The sequence below is a fragment of the Fictibacillus barbaricus genome (genome assembly GCF_014635025.1).
Lineage (GTDB): Bacteria > Bacillota > Bacilli > Bacillales > Fictibacillaceae > Fictibacillus > Fictibacillus barbaricus.
The window spans coordinates 761,387-784,906 of the sequence record NZ_BMCE01000001.1 but is presented as its reverse complement, the minus strand read 5'-3'; the positions used below and the strand labels follow the sequence as shown (position 1 = coordinate 784,906).

The 23,520-nt window shown below is 35.3% G+C and carries 27 protein-coding genes; 7 read left to right on the top strand and 20 right to left on the bottom strand.

The window, feature by feature from the left end; genetic code table 11:
- Positions 1-13: 13 nt before the first annotated feature.
- A complete protein-coding gene (locus IEV52_RS22730) occupies positions 14-82 on the bottom strand; it encodes an SEC-C metal-binding domain-containing protein (protein ID WP_188402234.1) in 69 nt (22 codons plus the stop codon).
- Between the two features lie 284 nt (positions 83-366).
- Between IEV52_RS22730 and IEV52_RS03695 the strand changes: the two genes are divergently transcribed.
- Positions 367-819 (top strand): anthrone oxygenase family protein, encoded by a 453-nt coding sequence (locus IEV52_RS03695; protein ID WP_188401167.1) that lies wholly within the window; start codon positions 367-369, stop codon positions 817-819.
- 442 nt (positions 820-1,261) lie between these two features.
- On the opposite strand, the gene IEV52_RS03690 is transcribed toward IEV52_RS03695, so the two are convergent.
- From IEV52_RS03690 to IEV52_RS03665, 6 genes are all read right to left on the bottom strand, one after another.
- Positions 1,262-2,617 (bottom strand): glycosyltransferase family 2 protein, encoded by a 1,356-nt coding sequence (locus IEV52_RS03690; RefSeq protein ID WP_188401166.1) that lies wholly within the window; start codon positions 2,615-2,617, stop codon positions 1,262-1,264.
- A gap of 673 nt (positions 2,618-3,290) precedes the next feature.
- Positions 3,291-3,764, bottom strand: a complete 474-nt coding sequence (locus IEV52_RS03685; protein WP_188401165.1) for a YjdJ family protein — start codon at positions 3,762-3,764, stop codon at positions 3,291-3,293.
- Positions 3,765-3,916: 152 nt separating this feature from the next.
- Positions 3,917-4,312 carry a hypothetical protein gene (locus tag IEV52_RS03680; protein ID WP_188401164.1) on the bottom strand — a complete coding sequence of 132 codons (396 nt, stop codon included), beginning with the start codon at positions 4,310-4,312 and terminating at the stop codon, positions 3,917-3,919.
- Positions 4,313-4,572: 260 nt separating this feature from the next.
- Positions 4,573-4,824, bottom strand: coding sequence for a cyclase (locus IEV52_RS03675; protein ID WP_188401163.1), 252 nt, complete (start codon positions 4,822-4,824; stop codon positions 4,573-4,575).
- Positions 4,825-4,977: 153 nt separating this feature from the next.
- A complete protein-coding gene (locus IEV52_RS03670) occupies positions 4,978-5,859 on the bottom strand; it encodes an alpha/beta fold hydrolase (RefSeq protein ID WP_229754177.1) in 882 nt (293 codons plus the stop codon).
- A gap of 362 nt (positions 5,860-6,221) precedes the next feature.
- Entirely contained in the window at positions 6,222-6,434 is a 213-nt protein-coding gene (locus IEV52_RS03665) for a hypothetical protein (protein WP_188401161.1), read from the bottom strand.
- A 247-nt stretch (positions 6,435-6,681) separates the two neighbouring features.
- Here IEV52_RS03665 and IEV52_RS03660 point away from each other — a divergent pair, with 247 nt between their 5' ends.
- A complete protein-coding gene (locus IEV52_RS03660; protein ID WP_188401160.1) occupies positions 6,682-7,311 on the top strand; it encodes a LysE family translocator in 630 nt (209 codons plus the stop codon).
- 198 nt (positions 7,312-7,509) lie between these two features.
- Here the strand turns inward: IEV52_RS03660 and IEV52_RS03655 are convergent, their stop codons facing one another.
- From IEV52_RS03655 to IEV52_RS03635, 5 genes are all read right to left on the bottom strand, one after another.
- Positions 7,510-9,078, bottom strand: coding sequence for a fatty acid--CoA ligase (locus IEV52_RS03655; protein WP_188401159.1), 1,569 nt, complete (start codon positions 9,076-9,078; stop codon positions 7,510-7,512).
- Between the two features lie 50 nt (positions 9,079-9,128).
- Positions 9,129-10,271, bottom strand: a complete 1,143-nt coding sequence (locus IEV52_RS03650) for a thiolase family protein (protein WP_188401158.1) — start codon at positions 10,269-10,271, stop codon at positions 9,129-9,131.
- Positions 10,272-10,306: 35 nt separating this feature from the next.
- Positions 10,307-11,452: an acyl-CoA dehydrogenase family protein gene (locus tag IEV52_RS03645; protein ID WP_188401157.1), complete on the bottom strand. Its 1,146-nt coding sequence runs from the start codon at positions 11,450-11,452 to the stop codon at positions 10,307-10,309.
- Positions 11,453-11,652: 200 nt separating this feature from the next.
- Positions 11,653-11,802 carry a hypothetical protein gene (locus IEV52_RS03640; protein ID WP_188401156.1) on the bottom strand — a complete coding sequence of 50 codons (150 nt, stop codon included), beginning with the start codon at positions 11,800-11,802 and terminating at the stop codon, positions 11,653-11,655.
- Positions 11,802-12,569 carry a 3-hydroxyacyl-CoA dehydrogenase gene (locus IEV52_RS03635; RefSeq protein ID WP_188401155.1) on the bottom strand — a complete coding sequence of 256 codons (768 nt, stop codon included), beginning with the start codon at positions 12,567-12,569 and terminating at the stop codon, positions 11,802-11,804. Before IEV52_RS03635 ends, IEV52_RS03640 begins: the two co-directional genes overlap by 1 nt.
- Before the next feature lie 500 nt (positions 12,570-13,069).
- Here IEV52_RS03635 and IEV52_RS03630 point away from each other — a divergent pair, with 500 nt between their 5' ends.
- Positions 13,070-13,666, top strand: coding sequence for a class I SAM-dependent DNA methyltransferase (locus IEV52_RS03630; protein ID WP_188401154.1), 597 nt, complete (start codon positions 13,070-13,072; stop codon positions 13,664-13,666).
- A 231-nt stretch (positions 13,667-13,897) separates the two neighbouring features.
- Here IEV52_RS03630 and IEV52_RS03625 read toward each other — a convergent pair whose 3' ends face one another.
- From IEV52_RS03625 to norA, 3 genes are all read right to left on the bottom strand, one after another.
- Positions 13,898-14,266 (bottom strand): DUF2750 domain-containing protein, encoded by a 369-nt coding sequence (locus tag IEV52_RS03625; RefSeq protein WP_188401153.1) that lies wholly within the window; start codon positions 14,264-14,266, stop codon positions 13,898-13,900.
- 137 nt (positions 14,267-14,403) lie between these two features.
- Complete coding sequence (locus tag IEV52_RS22500; RefSeq protein WP_268234748.1) at positions 14,404-14,529, bottom strand: hypothetical protein; 126 nt, start codon at positions 14,527-14,529, stop codon at positions 14,404-14,406.
- Positions 14,530-14,660: 131 nt separating this feature from the next.
- Positions 14,661-15,863, bottom strand: a complete 1,203-nt coding sequence (gene norA / locus IEV52_RS03620) for a multidrug efflux MFS transporter NorA (protein WP_188401152.1) — start codon at positions 15,861-15,863, stop codon at positions 14,661-14,663.
- A 120-nt stretch (positions 15,864-15,983) separates the two neighbouring features.
- Between norA and IEV52_RS03615 the strand changes: the two genes are divergently transcribed.
- Positions 15,984-16,811, top strand: coding sequence for a MerR family transcriptional regulator (locus IEV52_RS03615; RefSeq protein WP_188401151.1), 828 nt, complete (start codon positions 15,984-15,986; stop codon positions 16,809-16,811).
- A 275-nt stretch (positions 16,812-17,086) separates the two neighbouring features.
- On the opposite strand, the gene IEV52_RS03610 is transcribed toward IEV52_RS03615, so the two are convergent.
- Positions 17,087-17,539 (bottom strand): MarR family winged helix-turn-helix transcriptional regulator, encoded by a 453-nt coding sequence (locus IEV52_RS03610; protein ID WP_188401150.1) that lies wholly within the window; start codon positions 17,537-17,539, stop codon positions 17,087-17,089.
- Between the two features lie 118 nt (positions 17,540-17,657).
- Here IEV52_RS03610 and IEV52_RS03605 point away from each other — a divergent pair, with 118 nt between their 5' ends.
- Positions 17,658-18,116, top strand: coding sequence for a GNAT family N-acetyltransferase (locus IEV52_RS03605; protein ID WP_188401149.1), 459 nt, complete (start codon positions 17,658-17,660; stop codon positions 18,114-18,116).
- On the top strand, positions 18,100-18,747 hold the full coding sequence (locus IEV52_RS03600; protein ID WP_188401148.1) for a YczE/YyaS/YitT family protein: 648 nt from the start codon (positions 18,100-18,102) through the stop codon (positions 18,745-18,747). The genes IEV52_RS03605 and IEV52_RS03600 overlap by 17 nt, the downstream gene beginning before the upstream one ends.
- Positions 18,748-18,825: 78 nt before the next feature.
- Here the strand turns inward: IEV52_RS03600 and IEV52_RS03595 are convergent, their stop codons facing one another.
- From IEV52_RS03595 to IEV52_RS03585, 3 genes are all read right to left on the bottom strand, one after another.
- On the bottom strand, positions 18,826-19,017 hold the full coding sequence (locus tag IEV52_RS03595; protein ID WP_188401147.1) for a YbxH family protein: 192 nt from the start codon (positions 19,015-19,017) through the stop codon (positions 18,826-18,828).
- Between the two features lie 206 nt (positions 19,018-19,223).
- On the bottom strand, positions 19,224-19,712 hold the full coding sequence (locus IEV52_RS03590) for an SRPBCC family protein (RefSeq protein WP_188401146.1): 489 nt from the start codon (positions 19,710-19,712) through the stop codon (positions 19,224-19,226).
- Between the two features lie 140 nt (positions 19,713-19,852).
- Entirely contained in the window at positions 19,853-20,263 is a 411-nt protein-coding gene (locus IEV52_RS03585; protein ID WP_188401145.1) for an Lrp/AsnC family transcriptional regulator, read from the bottom strand.
- A gap of 127 nt (positions 20,264-20,390) precedes the next feature.
- On the opposite strand from IEV52_RS03585, the gene IEV52_RS03580 reads away from it, so the two are divergent.
- The gene (locus tag IEV52_RS03580) at positions 20,391-21,152 is read left to right on the top strand and encodes an MBL fold metallo-hydrolase (RefSeq protein WP_188401144.1); all 762 of its coding nucleotides are present in this window, start codon (positions 20,391-20,393) and stop codon (positions 21,150-21,152) included.
- 989 nt (positions 21,153-22,141) lie between these two features.
- On the opposite strand, the gene IEV52_RS03575 is transcribed toward IEV52_RS03580, so the two are convergent.
- A complete protein-coding gene (locus IEV52_RS03575) occupies positions 22,142-23,284 on the bottom strand; it encodes an MFS transporter (protein WP_188401143.1) in 1,143 nt (380 codons plus the stop codon).
- Between the last annotated feature and the right edge of the window lie 236 nt (positions 23,285-23,520).

The following is a 23,520-nucleotide window of genomic DNA, read 5'->3' as shown; positions in this document are numbered from 1 at the left end:
AAAATTCCTTTGTTTATAAGCAGTTTTTGTACTTTTTACCCGAACCACAGTTGCACCGGGCGTTTCTTTTCAAGTTAGTCATGGATGTCTTTTACCTCAAATTTCAAAATATGTAAAATTGCTCTTTTATATTATAAATCCCACTGGGAAAAGGTTTCAATGCATTTTTCCATTTCGCTAGAAGAGGAAGGACTGCTCCATCTTATTCCAAAATCTGGCCCCCTTCAAAAAGAAAGGTACATTTCTTACTACAGAAATGGACCAGTTTGTTGAAGTATTAAGAATATTGTTTTAATCCTTATGACTGCCACTAATAAAACACAGAAAAAATGTGATGCATCATTTAAATTTAGGAGATGATACAACTTGGATATCTTAAGTTTTTTAACGTTGGTAATAGCTGGATTCACTGCTTGTGCTGAGTTTGCTTCATACGCCTTGGTACATCCAGTTATTCGTCGTTTACCTCAAAAACTTCATATACGCTTTGAACAAGGTTCACTAAGAACCTATGGAATTATTATGCCCGTACTAATGCCTTTTTGCGTAATACTTACTGTGTTATATGTTGTATTTAGTCAAGATCTTGAAAGTATCGAATTAATAATTCGTGTTTCTTGTGCTGGAATGTACGTATTAGCAACGATAATTACTATTATATTTAATGTTCCTTTTAACAAGAAAATCAAACAATGGGAATCAGACAATCCACCAACTGATTGGAAGGAGATAAGAAATCGATGGATGTTCTTTCAGGCTATCCGGTCATGGTTGCTTCTAATCGGATTTGTGTTACTTTGTTTCTCAGTTACCATATAATTTTATGTTCCAAACTTCCTGTTCTATTTTTTAATAAAAAGATGCATATCTCTTTCTTAAGGAGATGCACCCGATTGTGGAATAACATACTACAGTAATGTTTGCCTTTAATTCCTGAGTAGACTGTTATTTTTTATACACTTTTACAAAAACTGAACAGTTTGGTTTATCTAAATTTTTTTAGAAAAAAATTTATTATGCACAGGTTTATTTAAATTCATTCGAATGGTTTAATACAACGATACTCCCTATTGTCCTACAGTTAAAAGCAAGCTGGCCGCTTGCTTTTTTCTATGTATTAAATACTTTTATTTCATTTACTCATATATAACTGCCTTAACAGAATACCAGTCGTATTTATGGTAAACACAAGCATAAGAGTACCCAACCAATAGTTTAAAGCCCCGCATTTTTTGCGGGGCTTTTTATTCCAGTACCATACTTATGCGGCAGATTCCGGTTCAGTTTGATAATTTCGTCCTGTTCTAGCTACTTTATTCCAGTTTTTGTTGTTAAAGAAATAAGCGATTGTACCGTATATCACTGCGGTAATGGTAATAAAACGATAGATAAATATATCGAAAAAGATTGCATGCAATAATTTATAACTGTCCTCATCTTGGAAGGAGTAGCCGTAATGATCTGACATTTCAACAGCGAGCACATCATACGTATATCCAAGAATGAAAACGCACAAGGTATAAATGATTAGAAAAGAAATAGAGAAGAATTCACCAGTAACAATATCGAATAGTAATACGGCAGTCATAAAATATACGGCTAAAGTTCCTGAAAGGAAGCCTTCAAATAAATAAAAGAAGGAGACAGGCTTTTTAAACAGTGATTTCAACAAGAACGGCGCAAAATATAATAAACAATCTACAAATGCTTTTTGCCATCTGACACGCTGTTTAAATAAATCTTTAATGGTCTCTGGCAATTCCGTATAACAAACAGCGTCTGGAATAAGCATCACTTTTCTTTTTTTCTTTTTAGAAATATACTTGTGCATTTTAAGTGTGATATCAATGTCTTCTCCAATAGTAGAACGATACCCGCCAACATCTAGTAAAGACTTTTTGGTAAAAATACCGAAAGCACCAGATATTACCGCTAATGCATGAAAACGAGCTAGTGATACTTTGTTGACATAGAACGCTTTTAAAAAATCCAAGGTCTGTGCCTGCACCAAAAGATTTGCTTTACTTAATGACAACCCGTATAAAGGTTTTGCCGCTTTTGTCTGCAAGACATGTACCATACCACCAGCTGCAACCACGTTTTCATCCTGAAAAGCTTTATTGACAGCCGTTAGCGCATTATCATTTAGAATGGTATCTGCATCAAGTGTAATAACTAAGGGCTTGTCCGCATACTCTATCCCCGCATTTAAAGCATCAGCTTTGCCCCCATTTAATTTATCTACTACAAAAATATGAGGATAGATTTCTGATTGGTAAACCATTTTTACTTTTTCATATGGAAGTTCTCGTTTTGCTGGCTTATTAAAAGGGTTTAACTTCAACAGCTGATTTAAGATGATTAAAGTTCTGTCTGACGAACCATCGTTTATGTATATGACTTCCGAATTTGAATAGGTTAATTGTTTCATACTGCTTACTGAAGTCTCGATGATACCTTGTTCGTTATAACATGGCACTAAAATACTTATACCCTTTTTGGCATATGACTTGCTTAGCTTGTTACTTTTCTTTTGAAAGAATGGTAAACAATTAATTGAATGAATGACGGGGAAAGTGATCGACATGATAAAGAATATCAACAGCAAATAATCCAAAATAAACCTCCTAATCCTAATTGTTATCTTAATATAACTTGGGAATAGGAAGTCCGTTTTTGTGGGTTGAAAATAAAACAGATGATATGTAAGGGCTTACTTTACAAAAACGTAAACTTTTTTCCAATTAAATAGAAGTTTTCAATAATATTATCCCCCCACATAAAACTATATATCTTTTTTGATATTTTTCTATTATTATCCTTGTTTATAGAATTCTTCATAATCCCCCGTTTGTTGAATAACTATTTCTTTTTTACTAACAGTGTTCTCTCATATATTTCAATGTCATTAATGTCGGAATTATTAAGAATAAAGGTTTGATCTAATTCTTTATTTCTATTTTCTTCTTCATCTCCTGCCCAACATATGAGAAACTTCGTACACATACCTAGTTGAAAAATGTTTTTTTACATTTTCTATTGTTTCGTCTCCAGGGAAGTTCTCAATAATCAAAATTTTTTCATCACTATTAATATCACTAGCTGGACATTTAAAATTGCATCCAAGATAATTAAATATCGTCATTGGAAATACCCCATTTTAAAGTTCTTTTTTTAGTGTATCGGCTTTTCTAGTTTTATAATCCTCCCTTTTATCGAAATAAAAAAGAGCACTTCTCCTTCTTGAAGAAATGCACCCGTTTGTTGAATAAACCTGCTTGAAATTGCAGCTAATAAATCTCTTGTTCTTGTGTTGGTAATTTTAACTTCAATATAACTGAAACGATGATACTCGACATTCCTATTAAAGCAAACAACCAAGTAAACAATTCTAGACCCGTTGTAGGAGATTTGAAAGTTAACAAGCTGGCTAGAATTAATGAAAGACCGAGTATGCTAAAAAATAGGACCAGTTTATTTGTATTATTTCTTAAAAGCCATGTAGCTATTAATACAAGGATATATAGCATACTTATCGTCATGAGTATGGGATAAAGTGGTTTGAATTTTGCTGCGTAAATAAAATGGTCGAACCCAGAGATTTCAGAAGCATTTGTTATCGTTCCATGTTTCCATTTAGAAAAAATAGCCGAGTAATTCCATTCCCATGTTTTATCTCTTAATTCACTTCCTTCATACCATGCAGAAAATGTTGAAAATAAAAACACAAAGATCGATAAAGCATATTGAATTATGTACGCCATAGCATTTCCTCTCGTTTTCATTTTAGAACCTTATTTTACCATGAATGACCTAATTGCTGCTTATAACTATTTAACTAAATTTTCCATCAATAAGAAAAAGCTATTCCTTATTGAAGAAATAGCACCCGTTAGTATAATAATTAAATTTAAAATTATTCCTCTTTATTGTTAAGATCTGTATAAAATTCATCTACAATTGGATAAATATCTGGTTCCGTATGATAGTAATAGTCATTTACTTGTGTTAATCCAAATTGGAAAGTTTCTTCATCATCTTGGAAAAGGGTAATTGAATAAATAAAACCATCTCTTGCTTTTTGATTTTCATCTAGAATGAACTTTATATCTTTTATATCACCAAGAAAATCCTCTATAATTATATTATCTGTAATTGTTTTTTTATATCCTGTATTCCCATCAACAATCACTATTTTAGATACATCAGCAAGGTCTTTCTCATAAAATTGAGGAAGCGTCTTTGTTTCTAAACCACAACCAGTCTTAAGAAATATAAGAAAAAACGAGAATACTAATATATGATTTTTCATTAAAACACCTCCTACTTGAATGACTAACTTATTACATTCCTTATTAAACTATCCTGCTACTTTAACGGAATAACTTACAATTTCAAGAATGACCATTACAATCCCTTCCTTATTCCACCATATGGCCCGTTAATGGTATAAAAAAGAGAGCTGCTAAGAGCCCTCTGGATCTTTAACTATCGCACCCGATTGTTAAACAAAAAGACACCTATTTGGCAGCACAATCTATAACCCTTGTAAAAATAAATTTTGATTCTTTCTTATATTTTGTGCTTGAGGTTATTACTCAGACTTCTCATCTGAAGTCTTCGTTTATGTTTTTCATTAATTATTTTCTTGTTAAGAATCCTAACTTCACCAACCATTAACAACCTCATATCTTCTACGATATACTTAGCTAACTCTTCATCGGTAATATCATCTCCATCAATATCAAGACGAAATTCCTGCCCTTGTATTCCACCGCCATTTGTAAAATCGATTTCAAAGTCGAATTGAACTCTTTTATCCATTATGAATCCCCTTTTTATTATTTTTGGGTTGATATTATATATATTCTAGTTAATTGAAACAATAACCTACCTGACTTAAACTGCCTTTCACTTCACTAAAAAAGGCACTTCTCCTTCTTGAAGAAATGCACCCGATTGTGGAATAACTAATGCTTATAATAAAGGTTCTAAAAATTCATGTACTATTTTATTAAATTTGTCAGGTTCCTCTAAATCGGGGAAATGGGCACTATTATTAAACAATACCATTTCACTATTTCTTAATTCTTTATGGATTAATGTTGAAATAGAAATTCCTGTATTACGATCAAATGCACCAGCAATAATTAAGGTTTCTTGTTGAATTTCTTTTAATCGATCTAATAATGGGATTTTAACAGGATTTTTTTTTAAGGCTTTATACATTAATCCCGTGTTTACTAAATTACTTTCCGCCCACATTTCCCTGTTCCTTTTTGCTATTTCTTGATTTTCAAACAATAATAAATCAACTGTTTTACTATCCGCCAGTTCCCAAATCTTGTTGTATGTTTCGTCGATTGTTAACACCTTTTTAAGGACATCTTGCATCTGTCGATACAATTGGATATCAACCACGGAACAAATTCCTGTGATCTGAACCATCTTGTTTATTTCTGAATTTATTAAACTTGGTCCGGAAAGAACTATTCTATTTATAACTGTTGGAGCTGCAAGGGCAATCTCTAGAGCTAATTCTCCACCAAAAGAATATCCCAGTAGATCTACTTTCTTTACATCTAACCATTTCTGTATAGATTTAAAATCCTCAACCAGCAAATCTATAGAGTACTTAGTATCGTCAGAAGGTTTTTCAGTCCTACCGCATCCGCGCTGCTCATAATAGATAACGGTTCTACTATTTGAGAGTAAAGGACCAATTGTTCGTTCAAATACATAATGATTCCCACCTGGCCCACCGTGTAAAATAACTAAAGGCATTGTGTTGTTCTCACTTCCTACCACCCTTATCCAATGGGTAATTCCATTTAATTTTACTTTATATTCTCCATCCATAAGACTCTTCAATTAAAGGCACCTCTTATTCACGTGAAATTCCAAGCCTTTATTAGTTCAATAAAAAAGAGCACATTCCTTTCTTAAAGAAATGCACCTGTTAGTTGAATAATCTTAGAGTTTCAAAAAATGGAGTTAAAGTTTTTCCAACGAAAATACTAAAGAACTAAAATCGGTCTCAAAACCATAATCGTTGCACTTATATACTAATACGCCGTTTTTTTCGCTTATCAACATTCCTGAAGAGTATGCTTGAGATTCTTTTCCATCACCTTCATCCCAAATGTTATAAATACTCAACTTCCCATCAGTTGTACGACAGTTGATTATAATTTCTTTTGGAGCTGTCTCTTCCCATAAATTTATGTTTTTTTTACTTCATTTCCTAAGACAGGAATCTCAATACCTTTATTTGTCCTTAGCCAGATTCCCTGTCGGTGATGTGAATTTGTAGAAATAAAAGTAATTTTGATGGATTGACCATCTTTTATATTTTGAACATCCCATAAAACTACATTATCTAAGCCTCTTTCAGTAAAGGCAGCATTAAAAATGATCTCAGTTCCTATCTCCATTGTTCCTCCTAATTTACCTTTATGACATTAAGCTGCTAGTCTACTTCAATAAAAAAAGCATTTCTCCTTCTTGAAGAAATGCACCCGAATGCGGAAGATCGTTTTTTTACATGAAAGCACACGTTAGTGAAATAAGGAAGTCAATCAAATAATGTTTAAATTCAATTAATAACACGAATTATTTATAATAAAGTGTAAGAATCACATATTCAGAAGATCTTATCATAACCAGAAAGGTGATACTAAAATGGAAAACTTTTATCTGTTTGTCCTTATGTGTATTTTTCTAATTATTTTACCCGGTCCCGATACTGCCATTGCTACAAAAAATACTCTCACCGTTGGGAAAAGGGGAGGTCTTAAAACAGCTTTAGGTACTTGTTGTGCCCTTCTTATCCATACTTCTGCTGCTGTATTAGGACTTTCAGCAATCATTGTTAAATCAGCGTTATTATTTTCTGTCTTCAAATACATTGGTGCAATTTACTTAATTTATATGGGTATTAAAACATTGTGGTCTTTGAGGAAAAAAGAAGAAGCAGCAAGCGTAGAGATGAATACAAAACAATTTGAAAACACATCTTGTTTTAAACAAGGGTTCCTTACCAATATCCTAAATCCCAAAGTTGCGGTCTTTTTCTTAACCTTTTTGCCTCAATTCGTGGACTCAGGAAGTAATACCTTTATACCGTTTCTTATAATGGGTATCACTTATACTGTATTGACTTCCATATGGTTTTTACTTTATATCTATTTAATTAATCAGATTAGTGCTGTTATGAAAAAACCTAAAGCACAAAGTATTATTGAAGGAATCACAGGTACAATACTGATAGGTTTTGGAATAAAACTAGCACTAGAAAAGTCCCATAATTAGGATATTTGTATTTATAAGGATGACCCTTGATTTCCATAAATCGAAGGGTCTTGTTTTTTGGCAGAATAACTAATCTTTAATCTTGTTCAACTAACTGGGCCGATTTATAAAAAGAGCGCATATCTTGTTACAGATATGCACCCTTTAATGGAATAAGAGAAACACTCAAACTACTCAGACATTAATATCGATCTTCAGTTACTGCTTATTTGGCAAGAACATATCCTCTATTTGTTTACGGAGTATGAATTTTTGAATTTTGCCGCTTGCGTTCCTTGGGAGCGCCTCACAGAAAATATATTTCCGTGGGCGTTTATAATTGGCGATTTGATCACTGTTTTTACACCACTCATCAAGGTCTCCTTCTGTAATGGAAGAATCCTTCTTTACAACAAAAGCCGTGACCGTTTCCCCCCAGCGGTCATCCGGCTGCCCGACAACTGCCGCATCCAGCACACCTTTATGGGCATGTAGAATATCTTCGACCTCACGCGGGTATATGTTCTCACCGCCGGAAATGATCATGTCATCCACGCGATCCTTGACCCACAAATAACCTTCTTCATCGAGATAGCCAATATCACCTGAATGGTACCAGTCCTTGTACAAAGCCTTTTCTGTAGCCTCTTCCCTTTGGAAATAACCGGCCATCATACAAGGTCCTTTGACGATGATCTCACCCGTTTTACCTGTCGGCATAACATCATTTGGATCAGACGGACCATTCTCGTTTGGGCGGACAATACGGATTTCGTGGTTCAAGCAAGCCTGCCCTGCAGATCCTGCTTTTGTAAGTTGGTCTTTTTCCCCGAGAAAAGTAATCGCCGGACCCATCTCTGTCATTCCATATGCTTGGACGAGAGTAATTCCTAATTGATCGTGGCACGCATGAACAAGGGAAGGAGCCATCGGTGCTGCCCCGTACAAACCTGTTTTTAAACTCTTAATATCGTACTTCTCCAGATCTTCTTGCAAAAGCATATTCCACATTGTCGGAGCAGCAAAAAATTTCGTAATTTTTTCTTCTTCAATCAAGCTAAGCACTTTTTTCGGATCAAATTGATGAAGAATAACATTACTTGCTCCGACATGGATTCTTGGTAAAAAAGCACAATGCAGTTCAGCACAGTGGAACATTGGTGCGGTCACAAGTCCAACATCGTAAGAATCAAGCTTTGTTGCCCCAATAACAATTAAACTTTGTTCTACAATCTCACGATGGGAGTGAAGCACACCCTTTGGCCTTCCGGTCGTCCCACTCGTATACATGATGGCATACAAGTCATTTTCATCTATAGTTATGTCAGGTAATTCTTCTGATGCTGCTGCTATTCTTTGGTGATAGCTCGCGGCATATCCAGGGTTTTCTCCGTCAATGTGCCAGAATGAAGTTTTCGAAAACCGATCTTTAACCGCCTTTACAGTTGGCTCTAGTCCCTTTTCAAATAGTACGACCTTGGGTGTTGCATCATGAAGGATAAACGCCACCTCTTCTGCCGTCAGACGGAAATTGATGGGGTTGAAGACAGCCCCGATTTTAGTACAGGCAAAGAAAGCAGTAGCGAGTTCTTCCGTATTGAATAAAAACGTTGAAACGCGGTCTCCCTTTGTCACTCCTTCAGCAAGAAGTGCATTTGCAAGCTTATTGACCTGTACGCTCCATTCGCTGTATGACAAGCGTTGGTTCTTCCTTACATCATAAATCGCCTCTTTGTTTGCATACTTCTGCACTGTCAAATCAAAAATTCTGCCAATCGTTGTTCCCATCTCAATTCCCTCCATTATCAATAGGATCCATCTTTTTAACGTTCGTATCGTTATGAATCAAGTCGTTCAATGATGGTTGCATTAGCCATTCCGTGGCCTTCGCACATCGTCTGCAGTCCGTATCTGCCACCTGTGCGTTCAAGCTCGTGCATTAGCGTAACCATCAATCGGGCACCGCTGCCTCCTAGAGGATGCCCTAGGGCGATAGCACCTCCATTCGGGTTCAGTTTCTTTGGATCGGCGCCTGTCTCATTTAGCCATGCAAGTGTAACGGATGCAAACGCCTCATTCACTTCAAAAATGTCAATTTCGTCAAGGGTAAGACCTGATTTTTCTAATGCTTTCTGTGTGGCTGGAATCGGACCGGTCAGCATCAGCGTTGGATCGGAACCAACCACAACACGGGTATGGACTTTAAAACGCGGCTTCAGTCCAAGTTGTTCCGCTTTTTCCCGGCTCATCAAGAGGATTGCAGCAGCTCCATCACTTATCTGGCTTGCATTTCCGGCATGGATAACTCCATTCTCTGTAAAGGCAGGCTTAAGACTTCCCAATGCCTCTAGGGAAGTCTCTTCGCGTGGACCCGAATCCTTGGAAAACACGGTTCCATCTGAAAGCTGAACAGGAACAATTTCCCGGTTAAAATAGCCTTCTGCCTGTGCTCGAAGTGCTCTTTTATGGCTTTCCAGTGAATAACGATCTAAGTCCTCTCTTGTAAACTTGTATTTTTCAGCGATTCGTTCTGCCGACAATCCTTGATGAATCACTTCATACCTTTCCATGAGGGCTGGGCTGAAGCCTTTTCCCTGATAGTTCGATCCCATTGGCACGCGAGACATGCTCTCTACACCGCCTGCGATGACGATATCCATATCTCCAGAAAGGATCGCTTGTGCAGCAAAATGGACAGCCTGCTGGCTTGACCCGCACTGACGGTCAATCGTGGTGCCAGGTACCTCGATCGGCAGACCGGCAATCAGCGCGGACACCCTTGCAATATCACCAGCTTGTTCACCTGACTGAGTGACACAGCCAAGAATGACATCTTCTATTAAATGAGGATCTAAGCCTGTACGGTCCACCAGTTCCTTAATGACGATTGCCGCCAGATCATCCGGGCGGATGTCCTTCAAACCCCCGTTTCTTCTTCCAACTGCTGTTCTTAACCCCTCTACGATTACTGCTTCTCTCATTATTTTCTCCCTCACTTTTCTTTGTGCAAAACTTTCTACAGTCCCAGATTTTTAGCAATGATCACTTTCATAATTTCGTTTGTACCAGCGTATATGCTCGCAACCGGAATATCCCTGTACCTTCTAGCAATCTCGTATTCTTCCATATAACCATAACCGCCATGCAGCTGCATGCATTCTCCAGCAATGTGCTTAGCCGTCTCTGTGAGCTTCCATTTCGCCATCGAAACCTTAGTCACGATATTTTCGCCCGCGATATGTTTGGCGATAAGTGAATCAAGAAATGCCCTACCCATCTCAATTTCAGTAGCCATCTCTGCCATTTTGAACTGCGTGTTTTGAAATTGACTGACGTGACGTCCAAATGCCTCCCTGTTCTTTACGTAGTTAAACGTCAGCTTAAACATTTCCTCAGCCGCTGCCTGCGCTCCAATAGCCACTACAAGCCTTTCCTGCTGCAGCTTTTCCATTAAATAGATGAAACCTTTTCCTTCTTCACCAAGCATGTTATCCTTATGGACGCGGCAGTCTTCGAAAATAAGTTCTGATGTATCCTGGCAGTGAAGCCCTACCTTATCTAACTTTCTCCCCCTGAAAAAACCCGGTGTATCCCTTTCAACGACAAATAAGCTGATACCCTTGTGTTTTGGTTTTGCATTGAGATCTGTTTTGCAAGCCACAATGACCAGATCGGACTGAATTCCGTTCGTTATAAATGTCTTTTGTCCGTTTATCACGTAATGGCTGCCTTCAAGCTTCGCTGTCGTTTTGATGCTGGCAAGATCCGATCCAGTGCCAGGCTCTGTCATGGCAATAGCAGTAATGGTTTCTCCTGTCACACACCGCGGCAGCCAACGCTTCTTTTGCTCCTCGGTTCCATATGCCGTGATATAAGGAACAACGATATCATTGTGCAGCCCTATTCCAATAAGCCCTGATCCGACTCGTTCAAGCTCTTCATTAATAACTGCAGAAAAGCCCCAGTCAACTCCGCTCCCACCATACTTTTCATCCACATCCGGACAAAGGAAGCCCTGGTTGCCCATTTTTCTCCAAAAAGAACGCGGAATCATCCGATCTTCTTCCCATTGTTCATAAAACGGATACGCCTCTTTTTCTAAAAATTTTCTTAATGATTTACGGAACATCTCATGTTCATCATTCAAAAAAGAACGTTTCATTTTCCGTAACCTCTTTCCATAGTTGTTATTTATTACAGTTTGCATAATAAGCTCATTTACCAAATTGCATTTCGTCTCTTCAGCTTATTATAATGTTTTTTTGAAGTTTTTAGAATTTTCTAACTTAACAAAAAATAGAGGGAGCCTCTTGATGAGGAACCCTCCTTATAAAAGGATTATTGATTTTTAGGATTATTGGTTTAGTTCATAGTGCAATAACTTTTTAAAGACTTACTATTTTGGTTCATAGACTCCATCAGTCTTTCTCTACAAGCTTTAAAAGAATTAGGGCTGACACCAAAAGGTACCTTTACGATTCCTTTTCGGTCAATCCCTTCTTTTTCAATCATTATTTTGGCTGCATTCGAATTGCCCCATCCAGACGGATGGTTTCGCCGTTCAGCATCGAGTTCTCGACAATGCTTTGTACGAGCTGGGCATACTCTTCCGGAAGTCCTAGTCTTGATGGAAACGGAACCATCTTTCCAAGTGCAATCCGAGCCTCTTCAGGTAGCATTTCAAACATCGGTGTATGAAAAAGACCCGGGGCTATTGTCATCACTCGCACACCATACCTGGCGAACTCTCTTGCAAGCGGGAGGGTCATCCCCACCACTCCGCCTTTTGAAGCGCTATAGGCAGCTTGGCCGATTTGGCCTTCGAACGCAGCTACGGAAGCAGTATTAATGATGACTCCTCTTTCACCATCGGAATTCTCCACGTTTTGAACCATACTTTCTGCTGCAAGCCGACATACATTAAACGTGCCGATCAGATTAACGGATATCACTTTGGAGAAAAGATCCAGGCTATGCGTTCCCTTTTTTCCAAGTACCTTTTCGGCAATACCGATACCGGCACAATTGATAACCGTATTAATGTAACCCATCCGGTTCACGGCTGAAGCAACTGCTGTCCTGACTTCCTCATCGCTGGTTACATCCGTTTTAATAAACGATACAGCTGATCCAAGCTCCTCAACAACTCTCTTTCCTTGTTCTTCGGAAAGGTCAAGAATCACAGCCTGGCCTCCGTTTTCAACAATTTTTCTTACCGTCGCCTCCCCAAGACCTGAAGCCCCGCCTGTTACAAGTGCTTTGCATTCTTTTATATTCATTATCATCCCTCCCAACTAAAAACAGTAAAAAAATAAGCCATTATCCTGTCTTGATGTCTAGTGTTTGTTCATCTTAAATTATTTCTGGCAAAAATTGAAATTGCACATGATTTGAGATAAACGTATGTATAAAACACAGTAATATTACTGCCCATTTTCTTCTAATTATTCTCTTGTCTTTTTATAAATCCCTTCTTCATATAAAAAGGCGCATATCTTATTCCTTCTTGAAGAAATGCACCCGTCTTTTGAATAATTAATTTACTGTAATGTCGATATTATTCTTAATGAGTCGTAAGAGCTTATATCGTTATTTCTATAAGGAGTACTGCCAATGACACTACCCCTATATTGATGATTTTTTTAAAATTTTTTTCGATGGGCCAGATGATCTATACGAAAGGGTTTGAGGGGGAGAATTGCCCCTCAAGATTATGACTTTTGCTATAATGGCCACTATGTAGGTTTAATTTTTAATAAATACGGAAGCGGAGTGGAAAATGGAAAATAACGTTTTTGAACAGATGGCAAAAAGATATGATACTGAAGAAAGAATTGAATTAGCTAAAGTTATAGTTAAGGAAGTACGACCAGAATTACGAAATAGTAAATCAAAATCTTTAATAGACTATGGGAGTGGTACTGGTTTAATTAGTTTAGAATTATCAGATTTAGTAGATTCTATTTTGTTGGTAGATTCATCAAAACAAATGTTGGAGGTTGCGAAATCTAAAATTTCTCACAAAGGAATTACCAACTCAAAAGTATTTTATTCAGATTTTACTCAAGAAACTCCTGAACTTAAGGCAGACATAGTTTTAATGTCACTAGTCCTTCTTCATATTCCGGATATTAAAAGAATTTTACAAGAATTGTTCAACATTTTAAATAATGGTGGCAAGCTAATTATTATTGATTTTGACAAAAACGATAAAATAAATCATCCGAAAGTTCATAACGGTTTTTCGCATGAAGAACTAAAAAAAAGAATTTCCGAAGTTGGATTTCAATCAATTGAAATTAAGACATTCTATCATGGTAATCGTATTTTTATGAATCAAGATGCCTCAATGTTTATATCCAGTAGTATAAAGTGATTTCTTGTTTTTTATTTCTTAGTTCACATAATCTCTAAAAAAGAACCATTCATATCAAGGGTTTTGGCCTTTGACATATGACTGGTTCTTTTGACATTTTTAGTCGACTTTTTTAGTTTGGCTTGTTCCACTAAAACACCCGTTTGTTGAAGAAACAGATGATAATAATATTGAAGTATCAGAAGGTACGATCTTGTCTTACTTATCTAATGTGGCATAGCCTCCTACTTGCTATATTTGGCTAATCATTTCCTTTATTTCATCACGATATTGAACGGTTGTGTCGTTTTTATTTGGGAAAATCGCTGTGGCACCGCCGTCATTTTCAATATCTACTAGTAAATCGTCTAAAAATATTGAAAGTGGTAGGTTGAAAGCTTCGTATGACTCTTCCAAATTGGCAGCTTCCATTTCAGCAAAGCTTCGACTTGGCCAAACAGGTAGTAAAAATGAACAGTCTTCATTATCTTCCAATAGTAATAAGTCGCCATTTTCGTCGCGTAGTAACCATACCTGTTCATCCGTTGCAACCATACTATAAAAATAGACAAGACGCTTTTCAGCAGGGCGGTTTAAAATAAATCGTTTAATTAATTTCATATCGGTCATTCCTTTACGGTAATTATTAAAGAATATAACAAACAGAACTGAAAGTTACTATATTTTTTCATTTCAATACATTGTCAATCGCATGATGCATTTAGACTTATGCAATTCAAACTACAAATCATGATGAATTAATCAAAACGTTTGATTAATAATTCAATAAAAAAATGCACTTCTCCTTCTTGAAGAGAAATGCACCCGTTTGTGGAATAACTAATTACAGGAACGCTGCCATTTTTATATGAAAGGTACTCCATATCACAGTAAGTTTAAGGGCATTAAAAAAACTACACTTTTGATCATTTGTACAATCGAGTTTGGCAGATCTACTTTAATAATAAAATCTAGACTCAAAATGTATTTTTTCAATATTAAAGAACTTTCATTTTTATTTAAGACCTACTACACTAGCCTTCACCTTATTAGCTGCATCATTTGTTGGCTTCTTCCAGAACAACGTTAAAACTATTCCTAGAGCTAGAATTATAGTCGCAAAATAGTACGGGTAGTTAATATCTATATCAAATAATATACCCCCTAGAATTGGTCCACTAATGTTGGCTAAACTTGTAAACATAGAGTTCATTCCACCAACGAAGCCTTGTTCATTCCCAGCGATATTCGAAAGATAGGAAGTAACAGCTGGTCGGAATAAATCGAATCCTACAAAAACAATAAATGTAACAAGTAAAATAGAGAAATATGAATGAGCAATTGTCATTAAAAAGACAAGGAAGGCTGATAATATTAAGCTGTATCGAATCAGTTTAATTTCACCCCAAATCCGAGTTAGCCTATCAAATAGTATAACTTGTGAAACAGCACCCAAAATCGCTCCACCTGTGATAACAATGGCTATATCAGATGGTTCAAATCCAAATTTGTGATCCACAAATAGACTAAAGAATGATTCAAAAGCTGCTAAACCAAATGAAGCAATAAAAATTAAAATAAACGCAACGAAATACTTTGGCACGGTTATACGTTTGAAGCCAGTCTTACCTTCTTTGTTTTGTTTATTATTTTCTTCTTCTGTACGATTGGGTTCAGTTAATAAAATAATAGAAAGAATAGCAGCAAATGTACCAAGTGCCCCTGCAAAGAAGAATGGTAGCCGTGTCCCAAATTCCGCTAAAAATCCACCGATACCTGGACCAATAATAAATCCTGTACTAATTGCAGCTGACAAATAACCGAGTGCTTTGGGGCGAGTATCCAAATTTGTAATATCAGCAATAAAAGCTGTTACAGATGGCATAATGAATGCAGCACTAATTCCACCTAAAATACGAGAAATAAATAACAGTTCGATTTCTTTTCCGAAGCCAAATAAAAATTCTGATATCCCAAAAATAAATAAGCCAGTTACAATCATAATTTTCCTACCCCATTTATCTGCTGCTTTCCCTGCAAATGGGGAAACAATTAATTGAGCAATTGCAAAAGCTGCTGTTAAATAACCAACTGTTGTTCCAGTTATGCCCAATTCATTCATCAGTGTAGGTAGGACTGGAATTACTAGACCAATTCCTAAAAAGGCAATGAATAAATTCATTAATAATAATATTAAAGTGATTTTGTAAGTCTTCATCTTCTACATTCTCCTTAACAAAAATAATTACCTAAGAACAAACTTTATTTGTTTTCATTTGTTTATAAGATTATCCTAGTGTATATAGTAACTATATAGTCAAGGGTGGTGCTGTAAAAGATGAATAAAAAAGATGGGAAATATTTGACTACAGGTGAATTTGCGAGGCTTTGCAAAGTAAACAAACAGACAATCTTCTATTACGATCAAATTGGACTTTTGTCTCCGGTATTAAAAAATGAAAAAGGGTACCGTTATTATTCAATCCACCAAATAGAATTATTCTTTGTTATTGATTTATTAAAGGATCTTGGAATGTCACTTAACGATATTCAACAATACATGCAAAATAAATCGCCTGAAAAATTTTTGTCATTGATGTATCGAAAAAAAGAGGAGATTGTAAAAAAACGTCAGGAGATTGAAATGAAGGAAAAAATGATAGAGGCAAAAATAACATTGATGGAAGAAGCGTCACACCTTGATTTTCATCAAATTACGCTCGAACATTTACCAGAAGCAACACTTTATCTAAGTAGAAACATTCAAAATATAACTGATGAAGAATTTGTAGAGGTCATTTCAGATTTTATTAATGAATTGAACATATCGCATCTTGATTCTGGATATCCAATAGGTTGTATAACGAAACGGGAGAAAGTAATAAAGGGAGAATTCTCTAATTATAGCTATTTATATATTGAGCAACCAAACCCTAAGGAAGGATATCCGTATTTTCAAGCAGTAAAGGGTAATTTTCTCATTGGATACCATATTGGGGATGAAAAAACAATAAATCATACATATAAGCGGCTTTTTTTAGAGATGGAACGTTTAAATTTAGCCTTAGGAGATTATGTTTTTGAAGAGTATATTTATGATACAGTTGTAAAGAATCATAAAGAACATTATGTAACCAAAATTATGATACAAGTCGATCAAAAATAATCATCCATGCTCTTCATAGATGAGCTTGGGAAGATTCAACCCAAGCTCCCGATAAAAAATTGCAAAAGAACCTCTCTTTACAATATTTTTTTGTAGTTCTTTTTTAGTAACTTCCTTGTTCATTTAACCTGCCCTTTAATTCATAAAAGAAGCATATCTACTTCTTGAAGAAATGCACCCGTTTGTGGAATAAGTAAAGGTTTATTCATAGGAATGCTCCCCTCTAGCCAATACTCGTGCCTAATGCAATGCATATTTCCACTAATAAGGAACATTCAGTAGTCCCTTTTGTTTCCCTTCTTTACAAAGTCCCAATTAACTTCAACATTTTTCCTAACTCTGCAAAGAAGATTATGGAGAAGATCTGTTTCTTCTTTGGATAATCCGGAAAGGGCTACCTTATTGGAATAATCTCCTTCTCTCTTTAAAAAGGGATAAATAGTCTCACCTTTCTCAGTAGAATAAAGTTTTTTAATTTTCTTGTTAAAATTATCGTCTCTTTTTTCAATAAAACCTTGAATTTCTAGCTTTTTTATCGCACGAGCTGCTGTTGTTCGATCCACCTTGATCATTTCTGCCAATTTTTCTTGTATAATTCCTGGATTTTCACATATTCGAACAAGATACAAATATTGTCCTTTTGTCAGGTCAAATTCTTTAAATTCTATATTACTTATAGAATCTAGTGCCCTTGCAATCATTCCAATTTCACGAAGAATTTCCTTCATTATAAAACCTCCGATATTTTGTTGCATTTACAACAAAATAAATTCCATATATAATACTATATGATTAACTTTATTATGACTTGTCTTAAATAATAATTCCAGAAAGGGCTGAGAATTCATGAATTCAAAGAAAATCATCATGGAAGAGGATTTAAATGCCGCATTTTATATTAGGGAAGAAGTCTTTGTTAAGGAACAAGGCGTACCATTAGAAGATGAATTCGATGAATTTGACACACTTAATGACCAATGTAAACACATATTGGTCTACTACAATGAAGAACCAGTTGGAACGGGAAGATTAAGAGTTGTTGATGGATTAGGAAAATTGGAGAGAATTTGTATCTTAGAACCGTATCGTAAATTTGGTATGGGAAAAGTAATTATTAGAGGTTTAGAGGAAATAGCAGAAGAAAAAGGAGTATCCCAAGTAAAATTGCACGGTCAAACACAGGCAGAGGGTTTTTATAAAAAACTTGGCTATCAGACTTCATCAAGTGTATTTATGGAGGATGGGATTCCTCATATATTAATGACAAAAAAATTATTTTCGGGTAAATATGAAAAAGCTGAGTAAGCAGCAATTTATTTTTTATGGATTAGGTATTTTGATATTGACCCTTGGAATTTCTTTTACTATTCAATCAGACCTCGGAACATCTCCGTTTGATGCACTTTTGGTGGGACTATCAAGGACTGTTGGGCTAACTGTTGGAAGTTGGGAAATCTTACTTGCCTTAGTACTAATTTTTTGTAACTCGTTATTAAAAAGAAAGAGACCAGAATTTCTTGGGCTACTAACAGCTTTTTTTACTGGACTAGGAATAGATTTATGGCTACTTTTATTAGGGACTCTCATAACCCCAGAAATATGGTTCAGTAAACTTGTTTGTTTTAGTATGGGATTAATCCTAATTGGTCTAGGTACTGCAATCTATTTACAAACAAATTTTGCACCAATTCCTATTGATCAGTCAATGTTAATAATACGAGACTTAACTAAAATGAACATACTGTTTTCAAGAACATTACTATATCTCCTGTTCTTAATAGTGGCTATTATATTAAATGGACCAATTGGCATTGGGACTGTATTTACAGTTTGTCTAGGAGGCCCTATCCTTAATTACTTTATGCCAATCACTGAGAGAAGATTTAACAACATAAATATTTCAAAAAGTATAGCTACAATAGCTAAAAATGGATAAAGATAAAAGCCATTCTAATGAATGGCTTTTGCCTATCTCCCTAACTTTCTATTTAACCACAATTCACCCTATAAAAAATCAAACCCCTCGCTGATTGCAGTAGGTATCAATTAACTGTTCAATTTGATCAAAATTCGGAAATTTTCCGGAAAAAGAAAATTTTATTTCTTCTAAAAACTCTCCTTTGTTATAAACATGAATCGCGCCATTTTGGTTGATTACACTATATTCTGGTTCAAACCGATACCCATTTCGTTCCACTGCACCCATTTGCCAAATCACCTCCTTAAAACACAACAATTATTATTTAACAAATCTGCTGTTAACAATCTTAAAATTCATATTTTTCTTTTGTATCCAGTTCATAAAAAATCATATTTAACTGTTCAATATAAAAAAGAGCTGCGTAACAGCTCTCTGGATCTTAAATTAATGCACTCGATTGTGAAAATCGTAAGGTTATATTAATTGTATTTTTATTCGGGTTGACAACATAAATCCCCTTCGCCTTTTTCTAGGGCAAATTTTAAGCTATTAAGGACACCCGACCAAGCCATTTCATGCCATTTAATCGCTTCATTCCAATCCTTTTCATTTTTCCAACCGACATGATTTACTTCAACTTTTGTTGTATTTTCACCGAGTTTTTCAAATTTCACTTTAACCAGTGTCAAATCTCCTTGGTTCATTAAATCTCTAAATTGATCTGGTCCCTTCCAAGTAAAATTCAACTCTTGATTAGGAATAATTTTTTCTATTTTACACCCTTTAGTGTTCATTCCAGTAGTATTACCTGGTTCAAAATATAATTCATATGCGCCCCCGACCACTGGATCAACATTGGCTTCTCCAGCAAACCATTGTGAAACACGGTCAGAATTCGTCCATGCATGCCAAACTAATGACAGATGTACGTTAATTAAACACTCTTTCGAAAGAACTTTATTCTGAGATGTAATAGACAAAAAAATCCCCTCCTAATACAAAAATTGTTTGTGGTTTTTTACAAAGGATTTAATTCAATAAAAAAGAGTACATTCCTTCTTAAAGAAATGCACCCGTTTGTTTAAGTGAATTATTTTACATTTATCATTCAATTTATGAACTATTTGTTAATAACTATCGATAATTTATAGCTTACAAAATTGCTCAAGCCTGTTAAAAATTCATCTAATATTGCATTCGATTGAAATTTGCATTCAAGAAGATAACAACTTTCTCCACTGACTTTGTAATTATTTATGACGTATTGATTATGATTTTTTATGAAGGACAGATAAGGTTGATGATTCGTGTTTTTGGTATAGACGTGTATGATTGAGTGAACCGAATACCCCATTTTTTCTTGATTAACTTTAATGGTGTATCCCTCAATAATCCCACTGTCCTCTAATTTTGCAACTCTAGCTGAAGTAGCTGGTCCAGTCAAATGGACTTTTTCCCCCAATTCTTTCATTGTAATCCGACTGTTCTTGGATAGTTCATCTAAAATATGAGAATCGGTGTTATCTAACATTTATCTAACTCCTTTCATAAATAAAGTAAAAAGCCAAAACACTTTATTTAATCTATGTATCCTCTATGTGCCATAGTTTAGAATATACATTGTTCAAAGAAAATTTCAAAGAGAGGAGTTAATGAATATGAATATACAACATATTCGTAATGCAACAATAGTTATTGAATACGCAGGTAAAAGGTTTTTAATCGATCCAATGTTGGCGGAAATAGGGGCTTACCCACCTTTCCCAAATGCACCAAGACAAGATCAAAATAATCCTTTGGTAAACTTACCTACTTCCATTGATAATCTTATTCAAAATATTGATGCAGTTATCGTTACTCATCTACACTATGATCATTGGGATGATGCTGCTAAAGAAGCATTGCCAAAAGAGATTAAAATATTTGCCCAAAATGAAGAAGATGCGGCAGAAATTCGAAAAGCTGGTTTTCAAAATGTAGAAGTTTTACAAGTGGATACAGTCTTTGAAGGTATCCAATTAATTAAAACAAAAGGCGAACATGGAAGAGGAGAAATCTTAAAACTTACAGGTCTAGTATGTGGTATTGTCTTCAAACACTCAACCGAGAAAACTTTATATGTTGCTGGAGATACGGTATGGTATGGTGCAGTTCAAGAGGTAATAGACACACATAAACCAGAAATTATTGTGGTAAATGCTGGAGATAACCAATTCTTTGAAGGCGGTTCTCTTGTCATGGGCAAAGATGATGTCTATGAAGTGTATAAGGCTGCTCCTAGCGCAAAAATTATTGCTGTTCACATGGAAGCTTTAAACCATTGGGCATTGTCCAGAAAAGAATTAAAGAACTTTGTAAGTGAAAAAGGAATTATGTCTAGTGTATTAGTGCCAGATGACGGTGAATCATACACATTTTAAGAATAAAAAAGACAGAAAATTTTCTGTCTTTTTTTCTTTGATTTTCAACAAATCCTGCCCTTTAATTGAATAAAAAGAGCACTTCTCCTTCTTGAAGAAATGCACCCCTTTTGTTGAATAAGACATAGATGTTAAAAAGTAAATTGATTTTACTACTTTAAATCTATTAATCTCCCCAAAAGCCTGAATTTCTTTTTGGTCTTTTATTGCGAGTTTAGAATAGTGTTAAAAGGGCTCTGAAAATAATATTAAAAGGGAAATTAAAAAACTGGGAAGGCCCCGGTTTTTAAGTAATTATTCTGCAATAATTACAGGTCTTTTCTTTTCAATTTTCTTTCTTTTCTTCAAGGGAAATAAAATTGGGAATAAAATCGGAATCACAATAGACACCCCCCTTCTATTTATGAACCTAGAAAAGAGGATATTGGAATATCCTTTTTTCATACTTTATTTTACGCAAGCTTATCTAAAATGTTTGGACAAACAATTTTTTTTTGCTACTCAGATCACGCTAAGAGACACTTGGATTAGATGTTGAATAGGGGATTTTTCAAGATGTTTTATGATACTAGTTCATCAAATGCTTTGTGATAATTAATGTTAATATAAAAGTCTAAAGATATTTGCTAAAAATATCATTCCCTTTTTTAAAACCTTAAGACGATGTTTATCTTACTAGATTTGGAATACATAAGTATTTCTAATCTTCTCCAATAAATCCTCTGTAAACTCTCTTTGTTGATATTTCATATAGAGATCACTTCTTTTCATAAAAGATAGATTAAAAATTCGAGAGTTATTAATTATCTCCTTCTTCAACTATCCTGTTACTTTTGCTGAATAAGAAAAGCTGCCTGATAAGACAGCTCAATCTTCAAGTAACGCAACCGATTGTTGAATAAACTATCCAGGAATGCTGCCCTTTAATTGAATAAGAAAGCTGCCCACTTAGGTCTAAAATGATACAAAGGACAGCATGATTTCCTTTTCTATTCAATTGTTTCTTTTGAAGCAATTAAAAAATATACAAAAAACACCCCGCAAATGAATGCAACAAACCCGAATCCACCGAAAATATCATATTTAGATGAAAAGTACCCGAAACCCAAACCTGTAATAATAAGTACTGCATTCAGCCCTAATGACTGAAATGAATCAATGGTTGCTCTCATGTTAGAATCGGTTCGATGATGTAAATATCCTGTAGAGATGGGTTCTATGATCCCTGAGAATAGACAGATGAGGAAAATTGCGCCCAAACCAGTATAGTCTTGGGTCACGGATACATATAAGAACCCTACTGTAAAAACTGCTATCACCCAAGTCAGAATCGTCTTGTAACGAAACCGTCTTTTCATTACATAAGCAATTATATTTCCTGGAAGTCTTAAGACCATAATGACTGCCGAATAAAGCCCAAAGTATAAAACTGGAATCTCAAGTCTGTTTAAATAAAGCTGCCAGAACTCATCGATGAAGGATAAAGCTGCTCCTGTAATCATGCCCGAAAGCACTACAAGGCAAACGCCCTGATTTTTTCTAAAAAAATTAATAGAAGCTTTAATATACACACTGATTTCAATGGATTCATCAGATTTGCTTTTAATAGCTGGCTCAATAAGCATCAACGAAATACACGAAGATACTAGCATGCTGGAAACCGATATCCAATAGTTCATCTCAAAACCATATTTGCTTGCAAAAAAACTCCCACAAATTGCCGCTATTATAGCTGATGAATAATCACAAACATTTAAGCGGCCTAGGTACTTTTCAAATTGTTGCTCCTTATTATCTTGTAATAACGAGTCATATAGCAGTGCATTTTCTGACCCACTGCTTGAAGTACGGGCAATCCCTGCGAGAAATATTGCAATTGCAAAATGCCAGAATTCCGTTGCAAAAACTAGTATAAGAAACATGCAGCATTCCAACAACGCACTTAACACGACCATTTTCTTCCGACCCCACTTATCGGCAATAATGCCTGTTGGGACCTCAAGCAGAACAACGGTAATGGCAAAGATAATTTCTGTGTATACAACCATCTGGATGGACATGCCCCTCTGTTCCCAGAATAACCTTTCAATTACATATGCAGGAATTAGGTTATAAAAAAAAACGAAAGACATACAGTTTCCAAATGTTCGTTTTATAGTCCATAATCAAGCTCCTCTCATTTTGATTGCAACTTGCTAACCAAAAAGTTGGAGGTGCTCGTAAACGGTCTAATTTTTTAAATTAACAGGGTGGTCTTGCGTATGTTGACATGCTAACATCTCCTTTAGTTTTTATATATTATTTACACTATTATGTTGTTACACCTATCTTATGTAGATTTTGAAGATGTAATATGTGATTAATACAG